We start from the raw sequence: 23526 nt of genomic DNA on the forward strand, positions 1-23526 counted from the left end.
GCGCGTGGCCCGGGTGCTCGCCGCCGGCCGGGAGGCGCACCGGCGGGGCGGGGGCGCCGCCGAGGTGCTGTGGGCCCTGTGGGACGCGGCCGGGCTCGCCGAGCCGTGGCGGCAGCGGGCGCTGGCCGGCGGCCCCCAGGGGGAACGGGCCGACGCCGACCTCGACGCCCTCATGGCGCTCTTCCGCGCGGCGGAGCAGCTCGACGAGCGGCAGACGGGCGCCGGCGCGGCCGGGTTCGTCGCCGAGCTCCTCGCCCAGGACATCGCCGCCGACACCCTGGCGGCGCAGGCGCAGCGCACCGAGAGCGTCGCCATCCTCACCCCCGCGGGCACCGGCGGGGGGCAGTGGGAGGTCGTCGTCCTCGCCGGGCTCCAGGAGGACGTGTGGCCCGACCTGCGGCTGCGCGACACCCTGCTCGGGGCCGGTGAGCTCGCCGAGATCGCGGCGGGCCGGCGCGAGCCGGGGGCCGCGGTCCCCCGCGGCCAGGCCCGGCGCGCCGTGCTCGACGACGAGCTGCGGATGCTCGCCGTGGCCGTCTCCCGCGCCACCCGACGGGTCGTGGCCACCGCCGTCCTCGACCTGGACGACCGCCCCTCCTCCTTCCTCGAGCTGCTCGGCGGGGACGCCGAGCAGCACACCGTCGACCACGTCCCGCCGGCGCTCGACCTGCGCGGCCTGGTCGCCGAGCTGCGGGCCGCGATCGAGGAGGACGTCACGGCCGAGGGGCCCGGGCCCGCGGCACGCCGCGAGGCCGCCGCAGCGCTGCTCGCCCGCCTCGCCGCGGAGGAGGTGCCGGGCGCGGACCCGGGCGAGTGGCACGGCCTGGCCGCCCCGAGCAGCACCGCACCGCTCGTCGCCCCCCAGGAGCCGGTGCGGGTCTCACCCTCCGCCGTCGAGACCGCCGACCGCTGCCCGCTGCGCTGGGCGCTGCAGACCGCCGGTGGCCGGCGCGAGGACTCCCTGGACCAGTCGCTGGGCAACCTCGTCCACGAGATCGCCGCCGCCCACCCGCACGGCACCCTCGAGGAGCTGCGCGCCGCGCTCGACGCCCGCTGGGCCTCCCTCGGCCTGGGTGACGGCTGGGTGGGACGCCGGCAGCGCGCCGAGGCCGAGCGTATGGTCGAGCGGCTCGCCCACTACCTCGCCGGCGTCCCCGGCGAGGTCGAGGTCGAGCGCTCCTTCCAGGCCGACGTCGGCCGCGCCCGCCTCGTCGGGCGCATCGACCGGGTCGAGCGGCTCATCGACGACGGCGAGGAGCGCGTGCGCGTCGTCGACCTCAAGACCTCGAAGAACCCGGTGAGCGAGGAGGAGGCCCGCACCAACGCCCAGCTGGCCACCTACCAGGTGGCCGTCGAGGCCGGCGGGCTCGACGGCCCGGCCACCCCGGCCGGCGCGCGCCTGGTCTACCTCGGCACGGGCAGCACCGGCCCCACCACCCGGCAGCAGGTGCCCCCGCGCGAGGCGCAGGACCCGCAGTGGGCCCACGACCTCGTCGCCCGCGTCGCCGAGACCATGGCCGGTGCGCACTTCGAGGCGCGGCTCAACCCCGGCTGCGACCACTGCCCGGTGCGCCGCAGCTGCCCGCTCCAGGACGAAGGACGGCGGGTGACCCAGTGAGCGAGCTCCTCACCCCCACCACCCGGTACAGCCCCGCGGACATCGCCCGGGCACTGGGCCAGCACGTCCCCACCCCCGAGCAGCAGGCCGTCATCGAGGCCCCGCTGGCACCCCAGCTCGTCGTCGCCGGCGCCGGGTCGGGCAAGACCGAGACGATGTCGGCGCGCGTCGTCCACCTCGTCGCCAACGGGCAGGTGCGCGCCGACGAGGTGCTCGGCCTCACCTTCACCCGCAAGGCCGCCGCCGAGCTCTCCGACCGGGTCCGGCTGCGGCTGCGCCAGCTGCGCCGCGCCGGCCTGCTCGAGGACGCCGAGTCCCGGATGGACGTCGACCGGCCCACCATCGCCACCTACAACTCCTTCGCCGCCGACATCGCCAAGGAGCACGCGCTGCGGGTGGGGATGGACCCCGACGCCCGGCTCGTCACCGAGGCCGGGGCGTGGCAGCTGGCCGACCGGGTCGTCCAGGGCTGGCACGGCGCGCTCGACGTCGACGCCTCGCCCGCGTCGGTCACCGAGGCGGTGCTCTCCCTGTCCGGTGCGCTCGCCGAGCACCTCCTCACCACCGAGGACGCCCGCGAACAGCTCGCCCGGCTCGCCGACTCGCTCACCGACGCCGCTCCGGCCGGGCGTGCCAAGGCCCCCTACGCCGACACCCGCAAGGTCGTCGCCTCGCTGCGCGAACGGCTCGCCCTGCTCGACCTCGTCGACGCCTACGCCCGCGCCAAGCGCGACGAGGGCGTCATGGACTTCGCCGACCAGGTGGCCATGGCCGCCCGGATCGCCGAGACCGTCCCCGCCGTCGGGCAGGCGCTGCGCGAGCAGTACCCCCTCGTCCTCCTCGACGAGTACCAGGACACCTCCGTGGCCCAGCTCCGGCTGCTCTCCGCGATCTTCGGCAACGGCCACGCCGTCACCGCCGTCGGGGACCCGAACCAGGCGATCTACGGCTGGCGGGGCGCGGCCGCGGCCGCCCTGGCCGAGTTCCCCACCCACTTCCCGAGCCTCGGCCGCGCCGGCCAGGAGCACACCCCCACCCGCTACCTGCGCACCTCGTGGCGCAACGACTCCGCCGTGCTCGCCGTCGCCAACCGCATCTCCGGTCCGCTGCGCCGCACGGACGACACCACCCCCGCCCCGGTCGAGGTCCCCGAGCTCGTGGCCCGGCCCGGCGCGGAGGAGGGCCGGGTGCTGGCCGGCTACGCCGCCTCCGTGGAGGAGGAGGTCGCCGCCGTCGCCGACTTCCTCGCCGAGCGGTGGAGCCCGGACCGCACCGCCGCGGTGCTGTGCCGCACCCGCTCCCAGTTCGGGCCGGTGGTCGAGGCGCTGCGCGAGCGCGGCGTCCCGGTCGAGGTGCTCGGGCTGGGCGGGCTGCTCGCCGCACCCGAGGTCGTCGACGTGCGGGCCGCGCTCGAGGCCGCGCACGACGCCTCCCGCGGCGACTCCGTCATGCGGCTGCTCACCGGGGCCGGGATCGGTGCCGCCGACCTCCACGTGCTGGGCGCGTGGGCGCGCGAGCTGGCGGGGGACAGCCGCGCCGACGCCAGCCTCGTCGAGGCCGTCGACACCCCGCCCCCCGCGGGATGGCGCGCCCCGTCCGGGCCCGCGCTGACCGCCGACGGGCGCCGCCGGGTGGAGCGGCTGGGCGACCTGCTGCGCCAGGTCCGCTCGCTGAGCTACCTGTCGCTGCCCGAGGTGGTGTCCCACACCATCACCCTGCTCGGCCTGGACATCGAGGTGGCGGCCCGTGCCGGCCGCGTCGCCGCGCACGCCCGGGCCAACCTCGACGCCTTCGTCGACGTCGCGGCCTCCTTCGCCGCCGACACCGGCGGAGCCGGGCTGGGCACCTTCCTCGGCTGGCTCGACGCCGCCGACGAGCGGGAGCGCGGCCTGGAGCCCGTCGACGCCGACCCGCAGCCCGGGGCGGTGCAGGTGCTCACCGTCCACGCCGCCAAGGGGCTGGAGTGGGACGTCGTCGCCGTCCCGGGCCTCGTCGAGTCCCAGTTCCCGAGCTACCAGGGCAGACCCACCGCCGACGGCGCCGTCTCCACCTCCGGCTGGCTCACCGACCGCACCGCGCTGCCCTACCCGCTGCGCGGCGACGCCGCGAGCCTGCCCGCCCTCGACCTGCCCCCGGCCCCCACCCACGCCGACGTGCGCGAGGCGCTCACTGCGCTGCGCCGCGACAGCGGCCGGCACACCGTCGCCGAGGAGCGCCGGCTCGCCTACGTCGCGGTCACCCGGGCCCGGCACACCCTGCTCCTCACCGGGTCCTGGTTCCGCACCGGCAAGAGACCGCTGCCCCCCTCACGCTTCCTCGCCGAGCCGCGGGACGCCGGGCTCGTGGAGAAGGCCCCGCTCGGCTGGACGCCCGAACCCGCCGCCGACGCCGTCAACCCCAGCCTGGAGCGCGTCGTGTCCGCGACGTGGCCGCTCGACCCGCTGGGGGAGCGGCGCCACCGGCTGGAGGCGGCTGCGGTGGCCGTCCGCACCGCCGGTCCGCTGCCGCCGCCGGAGGAGTCCCCGCCGGACGTGCGCCGCTGGCTGCGCGACGCCGACCTCCTCCTGCGCGAGCGGGCCGAGCAGCGCGGTGCGTCGCTGGAGGTCTCGCTGGGCCGCCACCTGTCGGCCTCCCGGGTCGTCGACCTCGCCCACGACCCCCGCGGCTTCGCCCTCGACCGGCGCCGCCCCATGCCGCAGGCCCCCAGCGACCGGGCGACCCTGGGCACCCTGTTCCACGCCTGGGTCGAGGAGTACTTCGGCGCCCCGAGCCTGCTCGACGTCGACGGTGCCGAGGACCTGCTCGGCGACGACGAGCCGGCGGCGTGGGGCGGCGGTGCACCGCCCGAGCTGGCCGCGCTCAAGCGCACCTTCACCGCCTCGCGGTGGGCGGCCCGCACCCCGGTGGCCGTGGAGGTGGACCTCGAGACCGCGGTCGCCGGCACAGTGGTCCGCTGCCGCGTCGACGCCGTCTTCGACGACGAGCAGGGGGTCCACGTCGTCGACTGGAAGACCGGCGCACCGCCCCGCGACGCCGCCACCCTCGCCGCCCGCGAGCTCCAGCTCGCCCTCTACCGCCTGGCCTGGTCCCGCCGCACCGGCCGGCCGCTGGAGGAGGTCGGGGCCGCGTTCTACTACGTCGCCGCCGACCGCACCGTCGAGGCCGGCCGGCTCACCGAGGAGGAGATCGAGCAGCGGCTCACGGCCGCGCTCCGCGAGGTGTCCGGCTGAGACGCCTGCGCCCCACGCCGCCCCGGTGCGGCACCATGACGGGGTGACGAGCCTCGCCCGGACACCCGGCCCCAGTGCGCGGTTCGTCCTGCTCGTCGGCGCCATGGCCGCGCTGCCGGCGGTGACCACCGACATGTACCTGCCCTCCCTGCCGGTGGTGGTCTCCGAGCTCGACACCTCACCGGCGCTCGTCCAGGCGACCATCACCGGCGTGCTCGTCGGCGGCGCCGTCGGCCAGCTGCTCGTCGGGCCGCTGTCCGACCGCTTCGGGCGCCGCCGGCCGGTCCTCGTCGGGGTGGCGCTCCACGTCCTCGCCTCGCTGCTGTGCGTCGTCGCCGCCGGGATCGTGCCGCTGCTCGCCCTGCGCGTCGTCCAGGGGATCGGCAACGCCGCCGCGACGACCACCGCCATGGCGGTCATCCGGGACCGGTACAGCGGGGCCACCGCCTCGGCGATCCTCTCCCGGCTCATGCTCGTCATCGGCCTGGCCCCGCTGCTCGCCCCGCTGGCGGGCAGCCTGGTCGCCGACCTCGCGGGGTGGCGTGCGGTCTTCGGCGTCCTCGCCGCCCTCGGCGCCGGGCTCGCCGCCGTCGTGTGGCGCTTCCTGCCCGAGACCCTCCCCCCGGCCCGCCGCCGCACCGACGGGCCGGCCGGGGTCCTCGGCGGCTACGGAGTGCTGGTGCGCGACCGGCAGTTCCTCGCGCTCGCCGTCCTACCCGGCCTCGGGCTCGGGGCGCTCATGTGCTACGTCGCCGGCTCCCCGTTCGTCTTCCAGGAGCAGTACGGCCTGAGCGAGGCACAGTTCGCGCTCCTCTTCGCCGTCAACGGCATCGGTCTCGTGCTCGGGTCGCAGGTCAACGCCTCCCTGGTGCGCCGCTTCGCGCCGCTGCAGCTCATGCGGGTCGGTGTGCCCGTCGCGCTCGGCCTCGCCCTCCTCCTCCTGCTCGTGGCGGCGCGCGACCTCGGCGGCCTCGTCGGCCTGACCGTGCCGCTGTGGCTGCTCATCACCGTCAACGCCGTGCTCCCGCCCAACGCCAGCGCGCTGGCCCTGAGCCGCCACGGGGAACGGGCCGGTGCGGCAGCCGCCGTCATCGGGGCGTTGCAGGCCGGGATCGCCGGTGCGGTCAGCCCGCTCGTCGGGCTGCTCGGCGAGGACGGTGTCGCCATGGCTACGGTGATCCTCGGGGTCATGGCCGTGGCACTGCTCGTCCTGGCCACCGGCACCCCCGCCTACCGACGGAAGGAGAGCCCATGAGGGACGACCTGCCTCCCGAGCTCCGCGACGACGGCATCGGCCACCGGCGGGTGCAGCCGCTGTGGTGGCGGGTGACCTCCGCCGTCATCGCCCTGCTCCTCATCGGGATGCTCGTCGTGGCCTACACGCTGTGACGCTCCCGACGCCCGCCCGCCCCGGGGGCCGGGCGGCGCGGTCATCGCGTAGCCTGGGTTACCGTGGCAATCGACTTCCCGACCGAGATCCAGAACCTGCGCAACACCTACCGGTCCATCAGCGCGGTGACGGACCCCGACGCGCTGCGGGCGCAGATCGCCGAGCTGTCGGAGCAGGCGGCCGCTCCCGACCTGTGGGACGACCAGGACCGGGCGCAGGAGGTCACGAGTCGGCTTTCCCACGCGCAGGCCGAGCTGGCCCGCGTGGAGAGGATGGGCGAGCGGATCGACGACCTCGAGGCCCTCGTCGAGCTCGGTGAGGAGGAGGAGGGCGCCGACGCCGACGCCTTCCTCGAGGACGCCGCCACCGAGCTGGCGAAGATCCGCAAGGACCTCGCCGACCTCGAGGTGCGCACCCTGCTGTCGGGTGAGTACGACCAGCGCGAGGCGGTGGTGACGATCCGTGCCGGGGCGGGCGGTGTGGACGCCGCCGACTTCGCCGAGATGCTCATGCGGATGTACCTGCGCTGGGCCGAGCGGCACGGCTACCCCACCAAGGTGCTCGACACGTCCTACGCCGAGGAGGCCGGGCTGAAGAGCGTGACCTTCGAGGTCAAGGCGCCCTACGCCTACGGCACCCTCGCCGCGGAGGCCGGCACCCACCGCCTCGTGCGGATCTCGCCCTTCGACAACCAGGGCCGGCGGCAGACCTCGTTCGCCGCGGTCGAGGTGGTGCCGCTCATCGAGCAGACCGACCACATCGAGATCCCGGAGAACGAGATCAAGGTCGACGTCTTCCGCTCCTCCGGCCCCGGTGGGCAGAGCGTCAACACGACCGACTCCGCGGTGCGGATGACCCACCTGCCGACCGGCATCGTCGTGTCGATGCAGAACGAGAAGTCCCAGATCCAGAACCGGGCGGCGGCGCTGCGCGTGCTCCAGTCCCGTCTCCTCCTGCTGCGCAAGGAGGAGGAGAACGCGAAGAAGAAGGAGCTCGCCGGCGACGTCAAGGCCTCGTGGGGCGACCAGATGCGCTCCTACGTCCTCCAGCCCTACCAGATGGTCAAGGACCTGCGCACCGAGTACGAGGAGGGCAACCCGAGCGCCGTGTTCGACGGCGAGATCGACGGCTTCATCGAGGCCGGGATCCGCTGGCGCAAGCAGCACGAGCTCGACGGCTGAGTCCGCCTCCGGCCTTGGCCCCGGCTCGGCCGGGCGCGGTCCCGGACCGGTGCTGCACGGCACGTCACGCGCGTCGCGCCGTCGGCGTGTCGCCACGGGCAGCGGGGAGCCGCGTGCCTACTCTCGACCGAGGGCCAGAGTTCCATCCTTCCCCACTTCCGAGACTGGCCGCAGACATGATCCGATTCGACAACGTCTCCAAGGTCTACGCCCGAGGCGCCCGGCCTGCGCTGGACCAGGTGACCCTGGAGATCGAGCGCGGTGAGTTCGTCTTCCTCGTGGGGCAGTCCGGCTCCGGGAAGTCGACCTTCCTGCGCCTCGTGCTGCGCGAGGAGCGCGCGACCTCCGGCCAGGTCTTCGCGCTGGGCCGCGACCTCGCCAAGGTCTCCCAGTGGCGCGTGCCCCACCTGCGCCGGCAGATCGGCATGGTCTTCCAGGACTTCCGGCTGCTGCCGGACAAGACGGTCTTCGACAACGTCGCGATCGCCCTGCAGGTCATCGGCAGACCGCGCCACCACGTGCTGACCACCGTGCCCGAGGTGCTCGAGATGGTCGGCCTGGAGGGCAAGGAGCGGCGCATGCCCCACGAGCTGTCCGGCGGTGAGCAGCAGCGGGTGGCGATCGCCCGCGCCTTCGTCAACCGGCCGGCGATCCTCCTCGCCGACGAGCCCACCGGCAACCTCGACCCGACGACGTCGATCGGGATCATGCGCGTCCTGGACCGGATCAACCGGACCGGGACCACCGTCGTCATGGCCACCCACGACGACGAGATCGTCGACCAGATGCGCAAGCGGGTCATCGAGCTCGACGACGGCCGGACCGTGCGCGACCAGTCGCGCGGCGTCTACGGCGCGGCACGGTAGGGGGCTGTCATGCGACTGCGGTTCGTCCTGTCCCAGTTGGCGTCGGGCCTCCGGCGCAACGTGTCGATGACCGTCTCGGTCGTCCTCGTCACCTTCATCTCCCTCGTCTTCGTCGGGGCTGCCCTCCTGCTCCAGATGCAGATCGACAACATGAAGGACGACTGGTACGACCGGGTCGAGGTCTCGGTGTTCATGTGCCCGGCGGACTCGGCCGTCCCCACCTGCGCGGCCGGGGAGGCGACCGACGAGCAGCTCGCCGCGATCGAGGACCTGCTGGCCTCCGACGGCCTGGCCCCCTACGTCGACGAGGTCTACTTCGAGACCAAGGAGGAGGCCTACGAGGCCTTTCAGGAGCAGATGCCGGACTCGGTGTGGACCCAGTCCCTCACTCCGGACCAGATGCAGGTCTCCTTCCGCATCAAGCTCGTCGACCCCGAGCAGTACCAGGTGGTGGCCGACGAGCTCAGCGGCCGGCCGGGCGTGGAGGAGGTCGTGGACCAGCGGGCGCTGCTGGAGCCGCTCTTCCTCATCCTCGACCGGGCCACCCTGCTGGCCGTCGCGCTGGGCGGGGTGATGACCGTGGCGGCCGTCCTCCTCATCACCACGACGATCCGGCTCTCGGCGATGAGCCGGCGGCGGGAGACCTCGATCATGCGCCTGGTCGGCGCGTCCAACCTCTTCATCCAGCTGCCGTTCATGCTCGAGGGAGCGCTCGCCGCACTCGCCGGTGCGGCGCTCGCCGTCGGCGGGCTGTGGCTGGCTGCGCGCTACCTCGTCGAGGGGTGGCTCGCACAGGAGTTCCAGTGGGTGCAGTTCGTCGACACGGGCGACGTCCTGGTCATCGCCCCGCTCCTCGTGCTCGCCGCTATCCTCCTCGCCGGGATCAGCTCCATCGTGTCCCTGAGCCGTTACACAAGGGTGTGAGATGACGACGACGACCCGCCGCCGCCCCCGCCTGGTGCGCACGCTGCTGACCGCGGCGCTCGCCCTCGGGCTGCTCGCCGGGAGCAGCACCGCCGTCGCCGACTACGACGACGACATCGCCCGCTACGACCGCCAGCTGCGCGAGCAGCGCGAGGAGCGCGAGCGGCTGGCCCGCGAGCGCGAGCAGGTCGAGTCCCGACTCGAGGGCACCAACGCCGACCTGGCGGCGGCCTACCTCGCCCTGGAGGACGCCAACGCCCGGCTGCCGGTCGCCGAGGCGGCGCTGGCCCAGGCCGAGGAGGACCTCGCCGCCGCCGAGCGGGAGGAGCAGGCGGTGGCCGACCGGCTGGCCGTCGCCGAGGGTGAGCTGGAGACCCTGGCGGAGGAGCTCGCCGCAGGGGAGTCGCAGATCGAGGCGTCCCGCTCCTCCATCGGCGAGCTGGCCCGCAGCACCTACCGCGGCGGCCCCTCCCTCAACGGGCTGGCGGTGGTCATGAACGCCACCTCCAGCGAGGAGTTCATCCGGCAGGCCGCGATCGTCGACACCGCCGTGCGCACGCAGACCAAGGTCATCACCGACCTGGAGACCATCACCGCCGTCAACCGCAACCGCGAGCTGCGGCAGCAGGCGGTGCGCGACCGCATCGACGAGCTGCACGTCCAGGCCCAGGAGGCGGTCGCCGCCGCCGACGAGGCCCGGGCTGCCGCCGAGGCACACCGCGCCGAGATCATCGCCATCCGGGAGGAGCAGACGGCGCTGGCCGCCGAGCTCGAGGCCCTCCGCGGGCAGCTGGAGGAGGACCTCGCCCAGAAGCAGGCCGACGACGACCGCCTCGCCGGGATCATCGCCCAGATCGAGTCCGAGCGGGCGAGCACCGTCGAGGAGCGCGAGCGGGAGCGGCGCGAGCGGGAGGAGCGTGAGCGCCGCAACGCCTCGCGCAGCGCCCCCAGCAACGGCAGCGGCGGCAACAGCGGCAACCGCAGCAGCAGCGGGGGCAGCGGGGGCAGCGGGGGCTCCGCCGCGCTCACCCCACCGGTGCCCAACCCGCTGTACGTCACCTCGCCCTACGGCTACCGGATCCACCCGATCGCCGGCTACCGCTGGTGGCACGCCGGCGTGGACATCCGCTCCGCGTGCGGCAACCCGCAGTACGCCGCGGCGAGCGGCACGGTCAAGGCCACCGTCCCCGCCCGCGGGAACGGCTCGCACGGCAACCAGGTGATCATCGACCACGGCCGTATCAACGGCAGCGGCTACGTCACCGTGACCAACCACCTGAGCCGCTTCAACGTGCGGCCCGGCCAGTCGGTCAGGCAGGGCGACCTCATCGGCTGGACCGGCCAGACCGGGCGGGTCACCGGCTGCCACGTCCACTTCGAGGTGTGGAAGAACGGGTCGACGATCGACCCGATGGGGCTGCCCGGCTGGGTGCGCAGCAACTGAGCCGCCCGCACCCGGCCGGCCGGGTGCGCAGCTGGCCGAGCCGCCGGGCGGCGGGTCAGTCCGGCTCGGGCAGCGCGAGCCAGTCGTGCCAACCGTTGTGGAGCACCAGCCAGGCCAGCAGGCCGTAACCGGCCTGGCCCGGGTGCACGCCGTCACCGGCGGCGACGTCGGCGTGCCACTGGTCGTGGGTGCGCAGCGGGGCGAAGGTCTCGACGTACCTGACCTGCCGCCGGCCCGACACGTCGGCGAAGGCGGCGGACAGCGCCGCCAGGGCGTCGCCGTCGACGTCCGGACGCGGCGGGGGCCCGACGACGAAGACACCGACCTGCTCGGAGCGGGCGCTGTCGATGATGTTGGCGAGGTTGAGCCGGCTACGGGCCAGCGACAGCCCCGCGACGAGGTCGGCCGACCCGAGCGCGACCACGAGACGGTTGTCGCAGCCGGGGGCGAAGCGACGCCGGCACTCGGCCTCCCACCGCGCCGACAGCGCGGTGGTCGTCTCCTCCGGTACGGCGAGCGAGGTGACGAACATCGGCTCCTCGCTCTGGGTGCGGGCCACCACACGGCCGACCCACCCCAGGCCCCGGGCATCGCCCATGCCCGCGGACAGCTCGTCACCGACGACGCAGATGCGTAGCTCTCGACCGCCCACCGTCACTCCCTTCGTCTGCCACACCGAACCTACAACGACGCGGGCCGGTCCCGAGGGACCCGGCCCGCGTCGCGCGCTGGGGATCAGCCGAAGGCTGCCTCGAGGAGCTCGGCCTGCTCCTGCTTGTGCACCCGGCCGATGCCGGTGGCGGGGGAGGCCGCCGCCGGACGCGACACGAGGCGCAGTTCCCGGCCGCCGAGGGTCTGGGCGGTGAGGTGGTCGGACAGGAAGGTCCACGGCCCCTGGTTCGCCGGCTCGTCCTGCACCCACACGAGCTCGGCGCCCGGGTAGCGGTCGAGCTCGGCGCGGATCGCGTCCTGGTGGAGCGGGTAGAGCTGCTCGACCCGGATGATCGCCGTGCTGGTGTCGCCGCGCTTCTCCCGCTGGGCGGCGAGGTCGTAGTAGACCCGGCCCGAGCACAGCAGCACGCGGCGGACCTCGCCCTGGGCGCCGCCCTGGTCACCGATCACCGGCTGGAAGGTCCCGCTGGTGAAGGCCTCGATCGGCGAGGCCGCGGCCCGCAGCCGCAGCAGCTGCTTCGGGGTGAAGACGACCAGCGGCTTGCGTGGGCGGCTGTAGGCCTGGCGGCGCAGCATGTGGAAGTGGTTCGCCGGCGTGCTCGGCTGCGCGACGATCATGTTGTCCTCGGCGCACAGCTGGAGGAACCGCTCGATCCGGGCGGAGGAGTGGTCCGGGCCCTGGCCCTCGTAGCCGTGCGGCAGGAGCAGGACGAGGGAGGAGCGCTGGCCCCACTTCTGCTCGGAGGAGGAGACGAACTCGTCGACGACGATCTGCGCCCCGTTGGCGAAGTCGCCGAACTGGGCCTCCCACAGGACCAGCGCGTCGGGCCGCTCCACCGAGTAGCCGTACTCGAAGGCCATCGCCGCGTACTCCGACAGCGAGGAGTCGTACACCCAGAACTTGGCCTGGTCCGCCGTGAGGTACATCAGCGGGGTCCACTCGGCACCGGTCTTGGCGTCGTGCAGCACCGCGTGGCGCTGGACGAAGGTGCCACGGCGGGAGTCCTGCCCGGCCAGCCGCACCGGCGTGCCCTCCATGAGGAGCGAGCCGAAGGCGAGGAGCTCGCCGAAGCCCCAGTCGATGTCGCCCGTGCGGGACATCTCCTCGCGCCGCTCCAGGAGCTTGGCGAGCTTGGGGTGGACGGTGAAGCCCTCCGGCGGGCGCACGTGCGCCTTGCCGATGCGCTCGAGCACCGGGGCGGGCACGGCGGTCTCCCAGCCGACCATCATCCCGGCGTCGACCTGCTGGGACTCCGGCAGCTCGAGCCCGGCGACCTGCTCGTCGTCGTGCACCGGGGGGCGCCAGCCGGACTGGCGGGTCTCGGTGAACGCCTTCTCCAGCTCGGCCTGGAAGTCCTGCAGCGCCTGCTCGGCCTGCTCCGGGGTGATGTCCCCGCGGCCGACGAGCGCCTCGGTGTAGAGCTTGCGCGTGCTGCGCTTGTTCTCGATGAGGGAGTACATGACCGGCTGGGTCATCGACGGGTCGTCGCCCTCGTTGTGGCCACGACGGCGGTAGCACACGAGGTCGATGATGACGTCCTTGTGGAACTCCTGCCGGTACTCGTAGGCCAGCCGGGCGACGCGGGCCACGGCCTCGGGGTCGTCCCCGTTGACGTGGAAGATGGGGATCTGCAGCCCCTTGGCCACGTCGGTGGGGTAGTAGGTGGAGCGCGAGCTGGCCGGACCGGTGGTGAAGCCGATCTGGTTGTTCACGATGATGTGGACCGTGCCGCCGGTGCGGTAGCCGCGCAGCTGGGAGAGCTGGAGCGTCTCGGTCACCACACCCTGCCCGGCGAAGGCGGCGTCGCCGTGGACGAGGATCGGCAGCACCGAGAAGCCCTGCTGCCCCAGGTCGATGCGGTCCTGCTTGGCGCGTGTGATGCCCTCGAGGACACCGTTGACGGCCTCCAGGTGGGAGGGGTTGGCGGCGAGGTAGACCTTCGTCTGCTCCCCCGTGTGGGCGGTGAACTGACCGACCGTGCCGAGGTGGTACTTGACGTCGCCGGAGCCCTGGATGGACCGCGGGTCCTGGTTGCCCTCGAACTCGGAGAAGATCTGGGCGTAGGACTTGCCGGCGATGTTCGCCAGCACGTTGAGCCGGCCGCGGTGGGCCATCCCGATGGCCACCTCGTCCAGGCCGTCGCGGGCGGCCTCGGTGAGGATGGTGTCGAGCATCGGGATGAGCGACTCCCCACCCTCGAGGCTGAACCGCTTCTGCCCGACGTACTTGGTCTGCAGGAACGTCTCGAAGGCCTCCGCCTGACCGAGCTTGTGGAGGATGTGCAGCTGCTCCTCGGTGCTCGGCTTCTGGTACGGGGTCTCGAGCTTGGCCTGCATCCACCGCCGCTCCACCGGGTCGGCCAGGTGCATGTACTCGATGCCGACGGTGCGGCAGTACGTGTCGCGCAGGATCCCCAGGATGTCCCGCAGCGGCAGGCGGGAGGTGCCGGCGAAGCCGCCGGTGGGGAAGGTGCGGTCCAGGTCCCACAGGGACAGGCCGTGGTTGGCGATGTCGAGGTCGGGGTGACGGCGCTGGCGGTAGGTCAGCGGGTCGGTGTCGGCCATGAGGTGGCCGCGCGAGCGGTAGGCGTGGATGACCTCGGCGATCCGTGCCGGCTTGCCCATCTCCGACTCGGCGTCGACGTCGACGTCGCGCTGCCAGCGCACCGGCTCGTAGGGGACGCGCAGCGCGGCGAAGACGCGGTCGTAGAACCCGTCGAGGCCGAGGAGCTTCTCCTCCAGCAGGCGGAGGAACTCACCGGAGGCCGCCCCCTGGATGATCCGGTGGTCGTAGGTCGAGGTGAGCGTGAGGATCTTCGACACGCCGTTGCGGGCGAGGGTCTCCGCCGAGGCCCCCTTGTACTCCGCCGGGTAGTCCAGCGCGCCGACGCCGATGATCGTGCCCTGGCCGACCATGAGCCGGGGCATGGAGTGGACCGTGCCGATCGTGCCGGGGTTGGTCAGCGTGATCGTCGTGCCCATGAAGTCGTCGACGGTGAGCTTGTTGTTCCGGGCCTTGCGGACGAGGTCCTCGTAGGCCATGCGGAACTGGTCGAAGTCCATCTCCTCGGCCTTCTTGATCGAGGGCACGAGGAGCTGGCGGGTGCCGTCCGGCTTCGGCAGGTCGATCGCCAGCCCGAAGTTCACGTGGGCCGGCTGGGTCATCCCGGGCTTGCCGTCCACCTCGGTGTAGGAGGCGTTCATCTCCGGCAGCTTGCTCAGCGCCTCGACGACGGCGTAGCCGATGAGGTGGGTGAAGGACACCTTGCCACCGCGCCCGCGGGCGAGGTGGTTGTTGATGACGATGCGGTTGTCGACGAGCAGTTTGGCGGGCACCGCCCGCACGCTGGTGGCGGTCGGGACCTCGAGGCTGGCCTCCATGTTCTGCACGACCCGGGCGGCGGGGCCGCGCAGCTTGACGGTGCCGTCCTCGATGTCCGGCACGGTCTGGCGGGAGGCGGGACGGGAGGTGTAGCCCGCGACTGCGGGCTGGGCGGTGGCCTCGGGGGCCGGCTCGGAGGTCAGCGCCTCGGCGACCTCGTGGGCACGCGGGGTCGGCGCCGGGCCGCGCGCGGTGGTGTCGGACCCCGGCCGGGCGACCGGTCCGGGCTGCTTCGCGGCCGGGGCAGGCCGGGCCTGCTCCGCGGCGGGTGCGGCGGGGGCCGCCGGTGCGGCCGCCGTGCGCTCCGCGGTGCTGGGGGGCGGGGGAGCCGTCGTTCCACCTCCGTCAGCGGCGCCGTTGCCGGGCTGGTAGTCCTTGAAGAAGTCCCACCACGCCGGGTCGACCAGCGCGGGGTCCTTCTGGTACTGCTCGAACAGCTCCTCGATGAGCCATTCGTTGGCGCCGAACGTGGCGGCGACAGAGTCAGGGTGCTCCTGAGTGGACACTTCGGGGATCGCCCTCTTCCGAGACGGTATGGGTGGAGAGAAAGTGCTCTTCAAGCGTAGGTGATCGACCCCACGGGAACCGAGCGGGGAGGCCCGAATCACCCGGATCGGGACCCGATCCGGCGGCCCGCGGAGCACAGTCCCAACCCGCGGTCAAGGCAGTGTCACCCGGGACTCTGCATCGTCCCCACGGTCCGTGGTCCACGCGGGCCGCGGACGGGCAGCCGCATCCGCACCGTCGCCCCCTCGCCGGCGAGGGAGTCGACCACCTGGATGGTGCCGCCGTGGATCGTCACCGCCCACCGGGAGATGGCCAGGCCCAGCCCGGTCCCGCCGGTGCTCGTCCTGCCGGTGAGGGCCGGGCTGTTGCCCCGCTGGAACCGCTCGAAGACCCGCTCCCGGTCGGCGGGCGGGATCCCGGCCCCGGAGTCGACGACGTCGATGACCACCTCCCCACGCAGCGCCGCCGAGGACGCCCGGACCCAGACCACCGTCCCGGGCGGGGTGTGCTGGACGGCGTTGTCCAGGAGGTTGGCCAGCACCTGGGAGATGCGCACCCGGTCGACGCGGAAGCGCAGCTCGGGCGGGTCCACCCGCACCTCCCAGCGCACGTCCCGCCCCGCGGCGCTCGCGGCGGCGGCGGCCTCGGCCACGGTCTCGTCGACGAGCTCGCGCACCGAGACCTCCTCCAGCTCCAGGCCGACGACGCCGGCCTCCACCCGGGAGAGGTCGAGGAGGTAGCCCACGAGGCGGCCCAGGCGCTGGGTCTGGCGCAGCGCCCCCTCGAGCGCCTCCGGGGTCGGTGCGACGACGCCGTCGGCGAGGTTCTCCAGCTGCGCCTGGAGCGCCGCGACCGGGGTGCGCAGCTCGTGGGACACGTTGGCGACGATCTCCCGGTGGGCGGTGTCGACCGAGGCGAGGTCGTGCGCCATCTGGTTGAACGCGCGGGCGAGCTCGCCGACCTCGTCGCTGCTCGACGCCGTCACCCGCCGGGAGTAGTCGCCGCGGGCCATGGCCCGCGCGGCGGCGGTCATCTCCCGTAGCGGGGACGTCATGCCGTGGGCGAGCACCTGGGTGACGACGAGCGCGGAGACGATGGCCAGCGGGAAGGTGCGGGTGGGGCCGAGCTCGTAGCGCAGCCCGAGCCAGGTGATGAACGCCGCGGCCGTCACGGTGACCGCGACCAGCACCCCGAGCTTGAGCTTGAGCGACCGGAAGCGGTCGAGCGGCCGCGACATGCGCAGCCCACCGCGGGCGTGCCGGATGCCCCCGCCGGTCCCGCTCATCGCGCCCCCGCGCCGTCCTCCGCCGGCTCCAGGGCGTACCCGACACCGTGGACGGTGCGGATGAGGTCCGCACCGAGCTTGCGACGCAGCGCCTTGACGTGGGAGTCGACCGTCCGCGTGCCGGAGGCGTCGACCCAGTCCCACACCTCGGCCAGGAGCCGCTCGCGGGAGAACACGGTGCGCGGGCTGGACGCCAGGCACACGAGCAGGTCGAACTCGGTGGGGGTGAGGTGGGCCTCCGTGCCCGCCCGCCGCACCCGCCGCTGCCCCCGGTCGACCTCGAGGTCACCGAGCACGAGCGGGGGCTGCGCCGCCGGGGCCGTCTCCTGCGCGGCGGTGCGGCGCGCCCGCTCGGCCCGCCGCAGCAGCGCCTTGAGGCGGGCGAGCAGCTCGCGCATCGAGAACGGCTTGGTCATGTAGTCGTCGGCGCCCACACCGAGCCCGACGAGGATGTCGGTCTCGTCGTCGCGCGCGGTGAGCATGAGGACCGGGACCTCCCGCTCCGCCTGGATCCGCCGGCACACCTCCAGCCCGTCCATCCCGGGCAGCATGACGTCCAGCACGACGACGTCGGGCAGGAAGGCCCGCGCCGCGGCCACGCCGCCGGGGCCGTCGCCGGCGATCTCGACGCGCCAGCCCTCCGCGGACAGCCGGTGGGCGATCTGGGCGGCGATGTCCGGCTCGTCCTCCACGACGAGCACCCGGGTGACATCAGGGGTCGGGGGACCGGTGGAGCTCATGGGTGCACTCTGGCACACCGGCCCCCACCGGGACGTGCCGCCCGGTATCGTGGGGCCACTATGTCCGAGCGACAACCCGGTCGACCCTCCGTCGCGTCCGCGTCCGAACCGGACGCCGAGCCCCGAAGTCCCGGCGAGCCCGCCGCCCCCGAGGCCCCCGCGGGTGACGCCGACGCCGAGCCCCGAAGTCCCGGCGGCCGTCCGGCCGTCCCCGCGCAGCCCGGAGCGTGCCGGTGCTGACCGAGTGGCTGATGATCCTGCTCGGCGTGGTCCTCACCGCCGGCACCGCGGTCTTCGTCGCCGCGGAGTTCTCCCTCGTGGCCATGGACCCGGCCACCGTCGACCGGCGCGTGGCCGCCGGCGACCGGCGCGCGGTCGGCATCCAGCGCGCGCTGAAGAACCTGTCCACCGAGCTGTCCGGCGCGCAGGTGGGCATCACGCTCACCACCGTCCTGCTCGGCTACACCGCCCAGTCCGCGCTCGTCACCCTGCTCACCGGGCCGCTCGGCTCGGCCGGGCTGGCGACCGCCGCAGCGGGCGCCACCGCCGTCGTCCTGTCCCTCGCCCTGGTCAACGGCTTCTCCATGCTCTTCGGTGAGCTGGTGCCGAAGAACATGGCGCTGGCCGACCCGTTCGCCACCGCCGGGGTGGTCGCCCCGCTCCAGCGCGGCTTCACCCGGCTCCTGCGGCCGGTGATCTCGGTGCTCAACGGGCACGCCAACGCGATCCTGCGCCGGTTCGGCGTGGAGCCGGCCGAGGAGCTCGCCGGTGGCCGCTCGGCGAGCGAGCTCGCCGCGCTCGTGCGGCGCTCCGCCGAGCAGGGCACCCTCGACATCGGCACCGCGACCCTGCTCACCCGGTCCATCGGCATCGGCGCCCTCACCGCCGTCGACGTCATGACCGACCGGGTGCGGATGACCGCGCTGCCCCGAACCGCCACCGCCGCGGACGTCGTGGCCGCCGCCCGGACCACCGGGCACTCCCGGTTCCCGGTCGTGGGTGACGACCACGACGACGTCGTCGGGCTGGTCAACCTGCGCCGCGCGATCGCCGTGCCCTACGAGCGCCGGGCGGAGGTGCCGGTGACGTCGACCAGCCTCATGATCCCCGCGCCCCGGGTCCCGGAGACGCTCGGGCTGGCCGCCCTGCTCGTCTCCCTGCGCGACGGCGGGATGCAGATGGCGGTGGTCGTCGACGAGTACGGCGGCACCTCCGGCATCGTCACGCTCGAGGACGCCGTGGAGGAGATCGTCGGCGAGGTCTCCGACGAGCACGACCGCCGCCGCACCGGCGCCCACGCGGCCTCCGACGGCAGCTGGGTGGTGCCCGGCGTCATGCGGCCCGACGAGCTCGCCCACGTGGCCGACATCGTCGTGCCCGACGACGGGCCCTACGAGACCCTCGGCGGCCTCGTCATGACCCGGCTCGGCCGCATCGCCCGGGTGGGCGACGAGGTGGAGCTGCCCGGTGCGGTGCTGCGGGTCGAGCAGATGGACGGACGGCGCATCGAGGTGCTCCGCGTGCGCAGCGTGGAGGTGGCGCAGTGAGCTCGGGTACCGCGCTCCTCATCGGGCTCGTCCTCCTCGCCGCGAACGCGTTCTTCGTCGGCGCCGAGTTCGCGATCATGTCCGCCCGGCGCAGCCGCGTCGAGCCGCTGGCCGCCACCTCGCGCCGGGCCCGCACCGTGCTGTGGGCGATGGAGCACGCGACGCTCATGATGGCGTGCGCCCAGCTCGGTATCACGGTGTGCTCGACCGGGATCGGGGCGGTCGCCGAGCCGGCGATCGCCCGGCTCGTCGAGGGCCCGCTCACCGACCTCGGGCTGCCTGCGGCCTCCTCCCACGTCGTGGGCTTCGCCGTCGCGCTGGCCGTGGTCATCTACCTCCACGTCGTCGTCGGGGAGATGGTGCCGAAGAACCTCGCCGTCACCAGCCCGGAGAAGGCCGCCATGTGGTTCGGCCCGCCGCTCGTCCTCATCTCCCGGGCGCTGTCCCCGGTCATCTGGGCGATGAACGAGCTGGCCAACCTCGTCCTGCGGCTCTTCGGGGTCGAGCCGAAGAGCGAGGTCACCTCCGCCTTCACCGCCGAGGAGGTCGCCGCGATCATCGAGCGCTCGCAGCGGGAGGGGGTGCTCCAGGACGAGCTCGGGCTCCTGTCCGGGGCGCTGGAGTTCTCCGCCAAGGACGCCGCGGAGGTCATGGTGGCCGATGAGAACCTCGTCACGCTGGAGGCCGGCGCCACCCCCGCGGACCTCGAGGCGGCCGTCGCCCGCACCGGGTTCTCCCGGTTCCCCGTGCGCAACTCCCGCGGCGTTGTCGACGGGTACCTCCACATCAAGGACGTCCTCCACGAGGACGAGGCGGCACGTCACGTCCCGGTCCCGCGCTGGCGGCTGCGCGCCCTGCCCAGAGTGGCGCCGTCGGAGGAGATCGAGGAGGTGCTCCGGGTCATGCAGCGCACCGGCACCCACCTCGCCGCGGTGGCGGACGGGACCGACGTCCCCCTCGGCGTCGTCTTCCTCGAGGACATCCTGGAGGAGCTCGTCGGGGAGGTCTCTGACTCGATGCAGCGCCACAGTGCGCGCCCCTGAACCACCTCTGCACAGGTTCCGACGCGATTGTGGACTCGCCGCCTGGGCGTCGTTACTGTTTCGTGACACATGTGCCGGCCTCGGCCGTGTCCCCCTCCGCCCCCAGCCGAAAGGGTCCTTATGCCCGCGCGCGCCGCGATGCCTCACACGGCACCGCTGACGCGACGACAGATCCGGGAGGCGGAGCGCCGCGCCGAGCAGGCGGCGATCCGGCAGGCAGCCGCCCGCGCGGCCGCCTCGCTGTCCGGGTCCCACCTCGCCACCATCCCGCTCGACGGCACCCTCGCCCCGGTCACCGACCGCCCGGCGCCCCCGGCCCCGGCCCCGGCCGAGCCGGCAGCCGTCGACCCGACGCCCGCGACCGCCGACGCGCCGACCGAGGCGGTCGCCCGGACCGCGCGCGAGACGGAGGACGCCGAACCGGTCGCCCGTATCCCGCTCGACGGCACCCTCGCCCCCGCCCGCACGGCGGACGGGCGACCGTTCCGCAGCCGGGCCGAGCTCCGTGCCGCCGAGCGTGCCGCCGCGCGCCGACACCTCCACGCGCCGCGCTGGGTCCCGCGGGCCGCTGTCGTCTGCGTCCTCGGCGCCGCGACCATCGTCGCCCCGCTCACCGGCTTCGCCGGAACGGGGGAGCCCCAGGACGAGCAGCGCACCGCTGTCGCGGCCGTCCCCTCCGGCCAGACGCTGCTCGACGACCTGGACGCCGCCGCCGGCCGCTTCGACAGCGAGAGCGCCGGGAGCGCGGCCGCCCTGCTGGCCGACACCGGGGCCACGGCCCGCGCCCTCGTCCAGAGCTCGCGCAGCGTCGACCGCGACGCCGCGGTCTGCACGGTCGCCGCGGGCAGCGGCGCCAACGGTGCCGGGGCGGCCCTGCGCGGCGAGCCCGGCCTCGTCATGCCGCTCGTCGCCGGCTCGTACACGCAGAGCTCGCTCTACGGCAACCGCGTCCACCCGATCAACGGCCGCTGGTCGATGCACACCGGCCTCGACTTCGCCGCCCCACTGGGCACCGACATCCACGCCGTCGCCGACGGCGTCGTGGTCCACGCGGGGGAGGGCATCGACGGCCGCTCGAGCATGCTCGTCATCATCGAGCACGAGCTGGACGGCCAGACCTTCTACAGCTGGTACGTCCACATGTACCCGGACGGCGTCTTCGTCTCCGAGGGCCAGCAGGTGCGTGCCGGCGAGGTCATCGGTGAGGTGGGGAACAACGGCAACTCCACCGGCCCGCACCTCCACCTGGAGATCCACCTCGACACCGAGGGCACGACGACCGACCCCGGCGCCTTCCTCGCCGACCACGACGCCGCCGTCCTCGCCGCGGACTGCTGAGACCCGAGCTCCCCACGGGCGTTAGCCCGGCGCAGTGACCTCCGTTACCCTATGACGGACCGCGTGTCGACGCGGGGGTGACGGAGCCGAGGGGAAGCGGATGCCAGGGCATGCAGGGGAGTCGCCGGCCACCGGCGCCGACGTCTCTGCCCCGGGAGGCGACGGCCGCACCGGCCGTCGCCCGCTGTCGTCTGTCGGGCTGCGCCGTGACGCCCACCTGGTGGGGCGGCTGCGCCGGGCCGGAGTCGTCGGCTGCGCCGCCCTGCTCCTCGGCGTCAGCGTGCTGACGAACGCCGGCCCTGCCCCCAGCCCGGTGAAGGACTCCACCGGGGAGTTCCTCAAGGGCACCGACCTGCGTCTCGAGGCCGCCCCACCGCCCCCGCCCGAGAAGGCCGGCGTGTCGGCCGCCAGCGGGCTGCGCCTCGTCAGCCGGCAGCTCGAGACGGCCAAGTCCGAGGTCGAGCCGAGCGCCGAGACCCCGGTGTGCGTGAGCTACCCGATCGAGCCAGGCCGCTTCCGCCTCACCTCGCCCTACGGCTACCGGGTGCACCCGATCTTCGGCACGTGGAGCATGCACACCGGCAACGACTACGCCGCCCCGCTGGGGACGCCGATCCACGCGCTGACCGACGGCACTGTCGTCTACACCGGGCCGGGACGCCTGGGCCGCTCCAGCGAGCTCGTCATCATCGAGCACGAGGTCGCCGGCCACACGTTCTACAGCTGGTACGTCCACATGTACCCCGACGGTGTGTTCGTCGAGCCGGGGCAGCGGGTGCGTGCCGGCGAGGTCATCGCCGAGGTGGGGAACAACGGCAACTCCACCGGGCCGCACCTCCACTTCGAGATCCACATCTCCGACGCCATCGGGCTGGAGAAGACCGCCCCGCCGAAGACGCCCACCTCCTTGGTCCTGCGCGTCGTGCCGAAGCCCGACCCGTCCGACGACCCGTCCTTCGGGCTGGGCGACCCGGACCCGGAGCCCACGGACGAGCCCACCGACGGGGAACCCACCGAGGAGCCCACCGACGGGGAGCCCACGGAGGAGCCGACGGACGGCGAGCCCACGGAGGAGCCGACGGACGGCGAGCCCACGGAGGAGCCGACGGACGGGGAGCCCACCGAGGAGTCGACGGACGGTGAGCCCACCGAGGAGCCCACGGACGGGGAGCCGACCGAGGAGCCCACCGACGGCGAGCCCACCGAGGAGCCGACCGACGGCGCGACGCCCACGCCCGAGCCGAGCCCGACGCCGGAGCCCACGCCCACCCCGGAGCCGAGTCCCACCCCGGCCCCCACGCCCGAGCCCACCGCGGAACCCACGGAGGAGCCGAGCGACGAGCCGAGCGAGGAGCCCACGGACGAGCCCGGCGAGCGCGAGTCGCGGCCCCGTACGCCGTTCCCGACCCGGGCCTACGGCACCACGGTGGACCCGGTGTCCTTCCTCGCCTCGCTCGGCCTGACCATGGTCGCCCCCGGGCAGTGCACGACACCCTGACCGGTGGCCGGCTCGGTGGGTGCGCCTACCTGAGCTGGCCGGGCCCGCTGGCCCTGGCCCACCGCGGCGGGTGCGGTGAGGTGGTCGAGAACTCCCGCGCCGCGCTCGAGCACGTCACCCGGCTGGGGCTGCGGTACTTCGAGACCGACGTCCACTGCACCGCCGACGGTGTCGTCGTGCTGCTCCACGACGACACCGTCGACCGCACGACCGACGGACGCGGCCGCCTGGCCGACCTCACCTGGGAGCAGGCCGCCCGCCTGCGGGACCGCTCCGGGGACCGGCTCGTGCGGCTGGACGAGGCGCTGGCCGACTACCCCGGGCTGCGGTTCAACATCGACCTCAAGGAGGACGCCGCCGTCGCCGCCACCCTGCGGGTGGTCGCCGCGGCCGGTGCGTGGGACCGGGTGTGCCTCGCCTCGTTCTCCGACCGGCGGCTGCGCGTGGTGCGCCGTCTCACCGGGGGCCGGGTGGCCACCAGCCTCGGGCAGCGCGAGACGGCCCGGCTCCTCGTGGCGGCCAACGGCGGCCCGGCGAGCGGGGTGCCCACCCCGCACGGCAGCCCCGCGCGGCGCGCGATGGCCGTCCAGGTGCCCGTGGAGTTCCGGGGTGTGCGGGTGGTGACCCCGGCCTTCGTCCGCCGCGCCCACCGGCTGGGGCTGGCCGTGCACGTGTGGACGGTGGACGACGCGCCGACGATGCACCGGCTGCTCGACCTCGGGGTCGACGGCCTGGTTACGGACCGTCCCACGGTGCTGCGCGCCGTGCTGCGTGCCCGGGGGGAGTGGGTCGAGGCCGATCCGGCCCCGTCGAGAACGGAGCTGTGAACACGGCCCACGGAGGCCTCCAAGGTGCACAATT

Annotated in this window: 17 protein-coding genes; 13 read left to right on the top strand and 4 right to left on the bottom strand. The window is 74.1% G+C overall.

Annotated features, from left to right (window positions below; all coding sequences use genetic code 11):
• The 8 genes from Q0195_RS01535 to Q0195_RS01570 all read left to right on the top strand — a co-directional run.
• On the top strand, nucleotides 1-1618 hold a 1618-nt coding region (locus tag Q0195_RS01535; protein ID WP_299273624.1), incomplete at its 5' end, for a PD-(D/E)XK nuclease family protein.
• Nucleotides 1615-4848, top strand: coding sequence for an ATP-dependent DNA helicase (locus Q0195_RS01540; RefSeq protein WP_299273627.1), 3234 nt, complete (start codon nucleotides 1615-1617; stop codon nucleotides 4846-4848). The genes Q0195_RS01535 and Q0195_RS01540, both read left to right, overlap by 4 nt.
• 43 nt (nucleotides 4849-4891) lie before the next feature.
• On the top strand, nucleotides 4892-6103 hold the full coding sequence (locus Q0195_RS01545; RefSeq protein ID WP_299273630.1) for a multidrug effflux MFS transporter: 1212 nt from the start codon (nucleotides 4892-4894) through the stop codon (nucleotides 6101-6103).
• Nucleotides 6100-6237 (top strand): hypothetical protein, encoded by a 138-nt coding sequence (locus Q0195_RS01550; RefSeq protein WP_299273633.1) that lies wholly within the window; start codon nucleotides 6100-6102, stop codon nucleotides 6235-6237. Before Q0195_RS01545 ends, Q0195_RS01550 begins: the two co-directional genes overlap by 4 nt.
• 63 nt (nucleotides 6238-6300) lie before the next feature.
• A complete protein-coding gene (gene prfB / locus Q0195_RS01555; RefSeq protein ID WP_299273635.1) occupies nucleotides 6301-7419 on the top strand; it encodes a peptide chain release factor 2 in 1119 nt (372 codons plus the stop codon).
• 176 nt (nucleotides 7420-7595) lie between these two features.
• Nucleotides 7596-8285 carry a cell division ATP-binding protein FtsE gene (ftsE, locus tag Q0195_RS01560; protein WP_299273638.1) on the top strand — a complete coding sequence of 230 codons (690 nt, stop codon included), beginning with the start codon at nucleotides 7596-7598 and terminating at the stop codon, nucleotides 8283-8285.
• A 9-nt stretch (nucleotides 8286-8294) separates the two neighbouring features.
• Nucleotides 8295-9209 carry a permease-like cell division protein FtsX gene (gene ftsX / locus Q0195_RS01565; RefSeq protein WP_299273641.1) on the top strand — a complete coding sequence of 305 codons (915 nt, stop codon included), beginning with the start codon at nucleotides 8295-8297 and terminating at the stop codon, nucleotides 9207-9209.
• A gap of 1 nt (nucleotide 9210) precedes the next feature.
• Complete coding sequence (locus tag Q0195_RS01570; RefSeq protein WP_299273643.1) at nucleotides 9211-10653, top strand: M23 family metallopeptidase; 1443 nt, start codon at nucleotides 9211-9213, stop codon at nucleotides 10651-10653.
• Between the two features lie 55 nt (nucleotides 10654-10708).
• On the opposite strand, the gene Q0195_RS01575 is transcribed toward Q0195_RS01570, so the two are convergent.
• From Q0195_RS01575 to Q0195_RS01590, 4 genes are all read right to left on the bottom strand, one after another.
• Complete coding sequence (locus tag Q0195_RS01575; protein WP_299273646.1) at nucleotides 10709-11305, bottom strand: GDSL-type esterase/lipase family protein; 597 nt, start codon at nucleotides 11303-11305, stop codon at nucleotides 10709-10711.
• A gap of 83 nt (nucleotides 11306-11388) precedes the next feature.
• Complete coding sequence (locus Q0195_RS01580) at nucleotides 11389-15213, bottom strand: multifunctional oxoglutarate decarboxylase/oxoglutarate dehydrogenase thiamine pyrophosphate-binding subunit/dihydrolipoyllysine-residue succinyltransferase subunit (RefSeq protein WP_299273648.1); 3825 nt, start codon at nucleotides 15211-15213, stop codon at nucleotides 11389-11391.
• A gap of 164 nt (nucleotides 15214-15377) precedes the next feature.
• Nucleotides 15378-16499 (bottom strand): HAMP domain-containing sensor histidine kinase, encoded by a 1122-nt coding sequence (locus Q0195_RS01585; RefSeq protein ID WP_299273651.1) that lies wholly within the window; start codon nucleotides 16497-16499, stop codon nucleotides 15378-15380.
• The gene (locus Q0195_RS01590; protein ID WP_299273654.1) at nucleotides 16496-17239 is read right to left on the bottom strand and encodes a response regulator transcription factor; all 744 of its coding nucleotides are present in this window, start codon (nucleotides 17237-17239) and stop codon (nucleotides 16496-16498) included. Before Q0195_RS01590 ends, Q0195_RS01585 begins: the two co-directional genes overlap by 4 nt.
• A gap of 233 nt (nucleotides 17240-17472) precedes the next feature.
• Between Q0195_RS01590 and Q0195_RS01595 the strand changes: the two genes are divergently transcribed.
• From Q0195_RS01595 to Q0195_RS01615, 5 genes are all read left to right on the top strand, one after another.
• Nucleotides 17473-18786, top strand: coding sequence for a hemolysin family protein (locus tag Q0195_RS01595; protein ID WP_299273656.1), 1314 nt, complete (start codon nucleotides 17473-17475; stop codon nucleotides 18784-18786).
• Nucleotides 18783-19829: a hemolysin family protein gene (locus Q0195_RS01600; protein ID WP_299273659.1), complete on the top strand. Its 1047-nt coding sequence runs from the start codon at nucleotides 18783-18785 to the stop codon at nucleotides 19827-19829. Before Q0195_RS01595 ends, Q0195_RS01600 begins: the two co-directional genes overlap by 4 nt.
• Before the next feature lie 138 nt (nucleotides 19830-19967).
• Nucleotides 19968-21167 carry a M23 family metallopeptidase gene (locus Q0195_RS01605; RefSeq protein WP_299273661.1) on the top strand — a complete coding sequence of 400 codons (1200 nt, stop codon included), beginning with the start codon at nucleotides 19968-19970 and terminating at the stop codon, nucleotides 21165-21167.
• A gap of 100 nt (nucleotides 21168-21267) precedes the next feature.
• Entirely contained in the window at nucleotides 21268-22665 is a 1398-nt protein-coding gene (locus tag Q0195_RS01610) for a peptidoglycan DD-metalloendopeptidase family protein (RefSeq protein WP_299273664.1), read from the top strand.
• Nucleotides 22650-23492, top strand: a complete 843-nt coding sequence (locus Q0195_RS01615) for a glycerophosphodiester phosphodiesterase (RefSeq protein ID WP_299273665.1) — start codon at nucleotides 22650-22652, stop codon at nucleotides 23490-23492. The genes Q0195_RS01610 and Q0195_RS01615 overlap by 16 nt, the downstream gene beginning before the upstream one ends.
• Nucleotides 23493-23526 lie beyond the last annotated feature (34 nt).

The sequence above is a fragment of the uncultured Georgenia sp. genome (assembly GCF_937958535.1).
In the GTDB taxonomy this organism is placed as follows: Bacteria; Actinomycetota; Actinomycetes; order Actinomycetales; family Actinomycetaceae; genus Oceanitalea.

What these genes read in the sequence shown, in the direction of transcription:
- Q0195_RS01570 (WP_299273643.1), top strand. Translation starts at nt 9,211, where the DNA reads ATGACGACGACGACCCGCCGCCGCCCCCGCCTGGTGCGCACGCTGCTG.
- Q0195_RS01585 (WP_299273651.1), bottom strand. Translation starts at nt 16,499, where the DNA reads ATGAGCGGGACCGGCGGGGGCATCCGGCACGCCCGCGGTGGGCTGCGC.
- Q0195_RS01590 (WP_299273654.1), bottom strand. Translation starts at nt 17,239, where the DNA reads ATGAGCTCCACCGGTCCCCCGACCCCTGATGTCACCCGGGTGCTCGTC.
- Q0195_RS01605 (WP_299273661.1), top strand. Translation starts at nt 19,968, where the DNA reads ATGCCTCACACGGCACCGCTGACGCGACGACAGATCCGGGAGGCGGAG.
- Q0195_RS01610 (WP_299273664.1), top strand. Translation starts at nt 21,268, where the DNA reads ATGCCAGGGCATGCAGGGGAGTCGCCGGCCACCGGCGCCGACGTCTCT.
- ftsE (WP_299273638.1), top strand. Translation starts at nt 7,596, where the DNA reads ATGATCCGATTCGACAACGTCTCCAAGGTCTACGCCCGAGGCGCCCGG.
- Q0195_RS01550 (WP_299273633.1), top strand. Translation starts at nt 6,100, where the DNA reads ATGAGGGACGACCTGCCTCCCGAGCTCCGCGACGACGGCATCGGCCAC.
- ftsX (WP_299273641.1), top strand. Translation starts at nt 8,295, where the DNA reads ATGCGACTGCGGTTCGTCCTGTCCCAGTTGGCGTCGGGCCTCCGGCGC.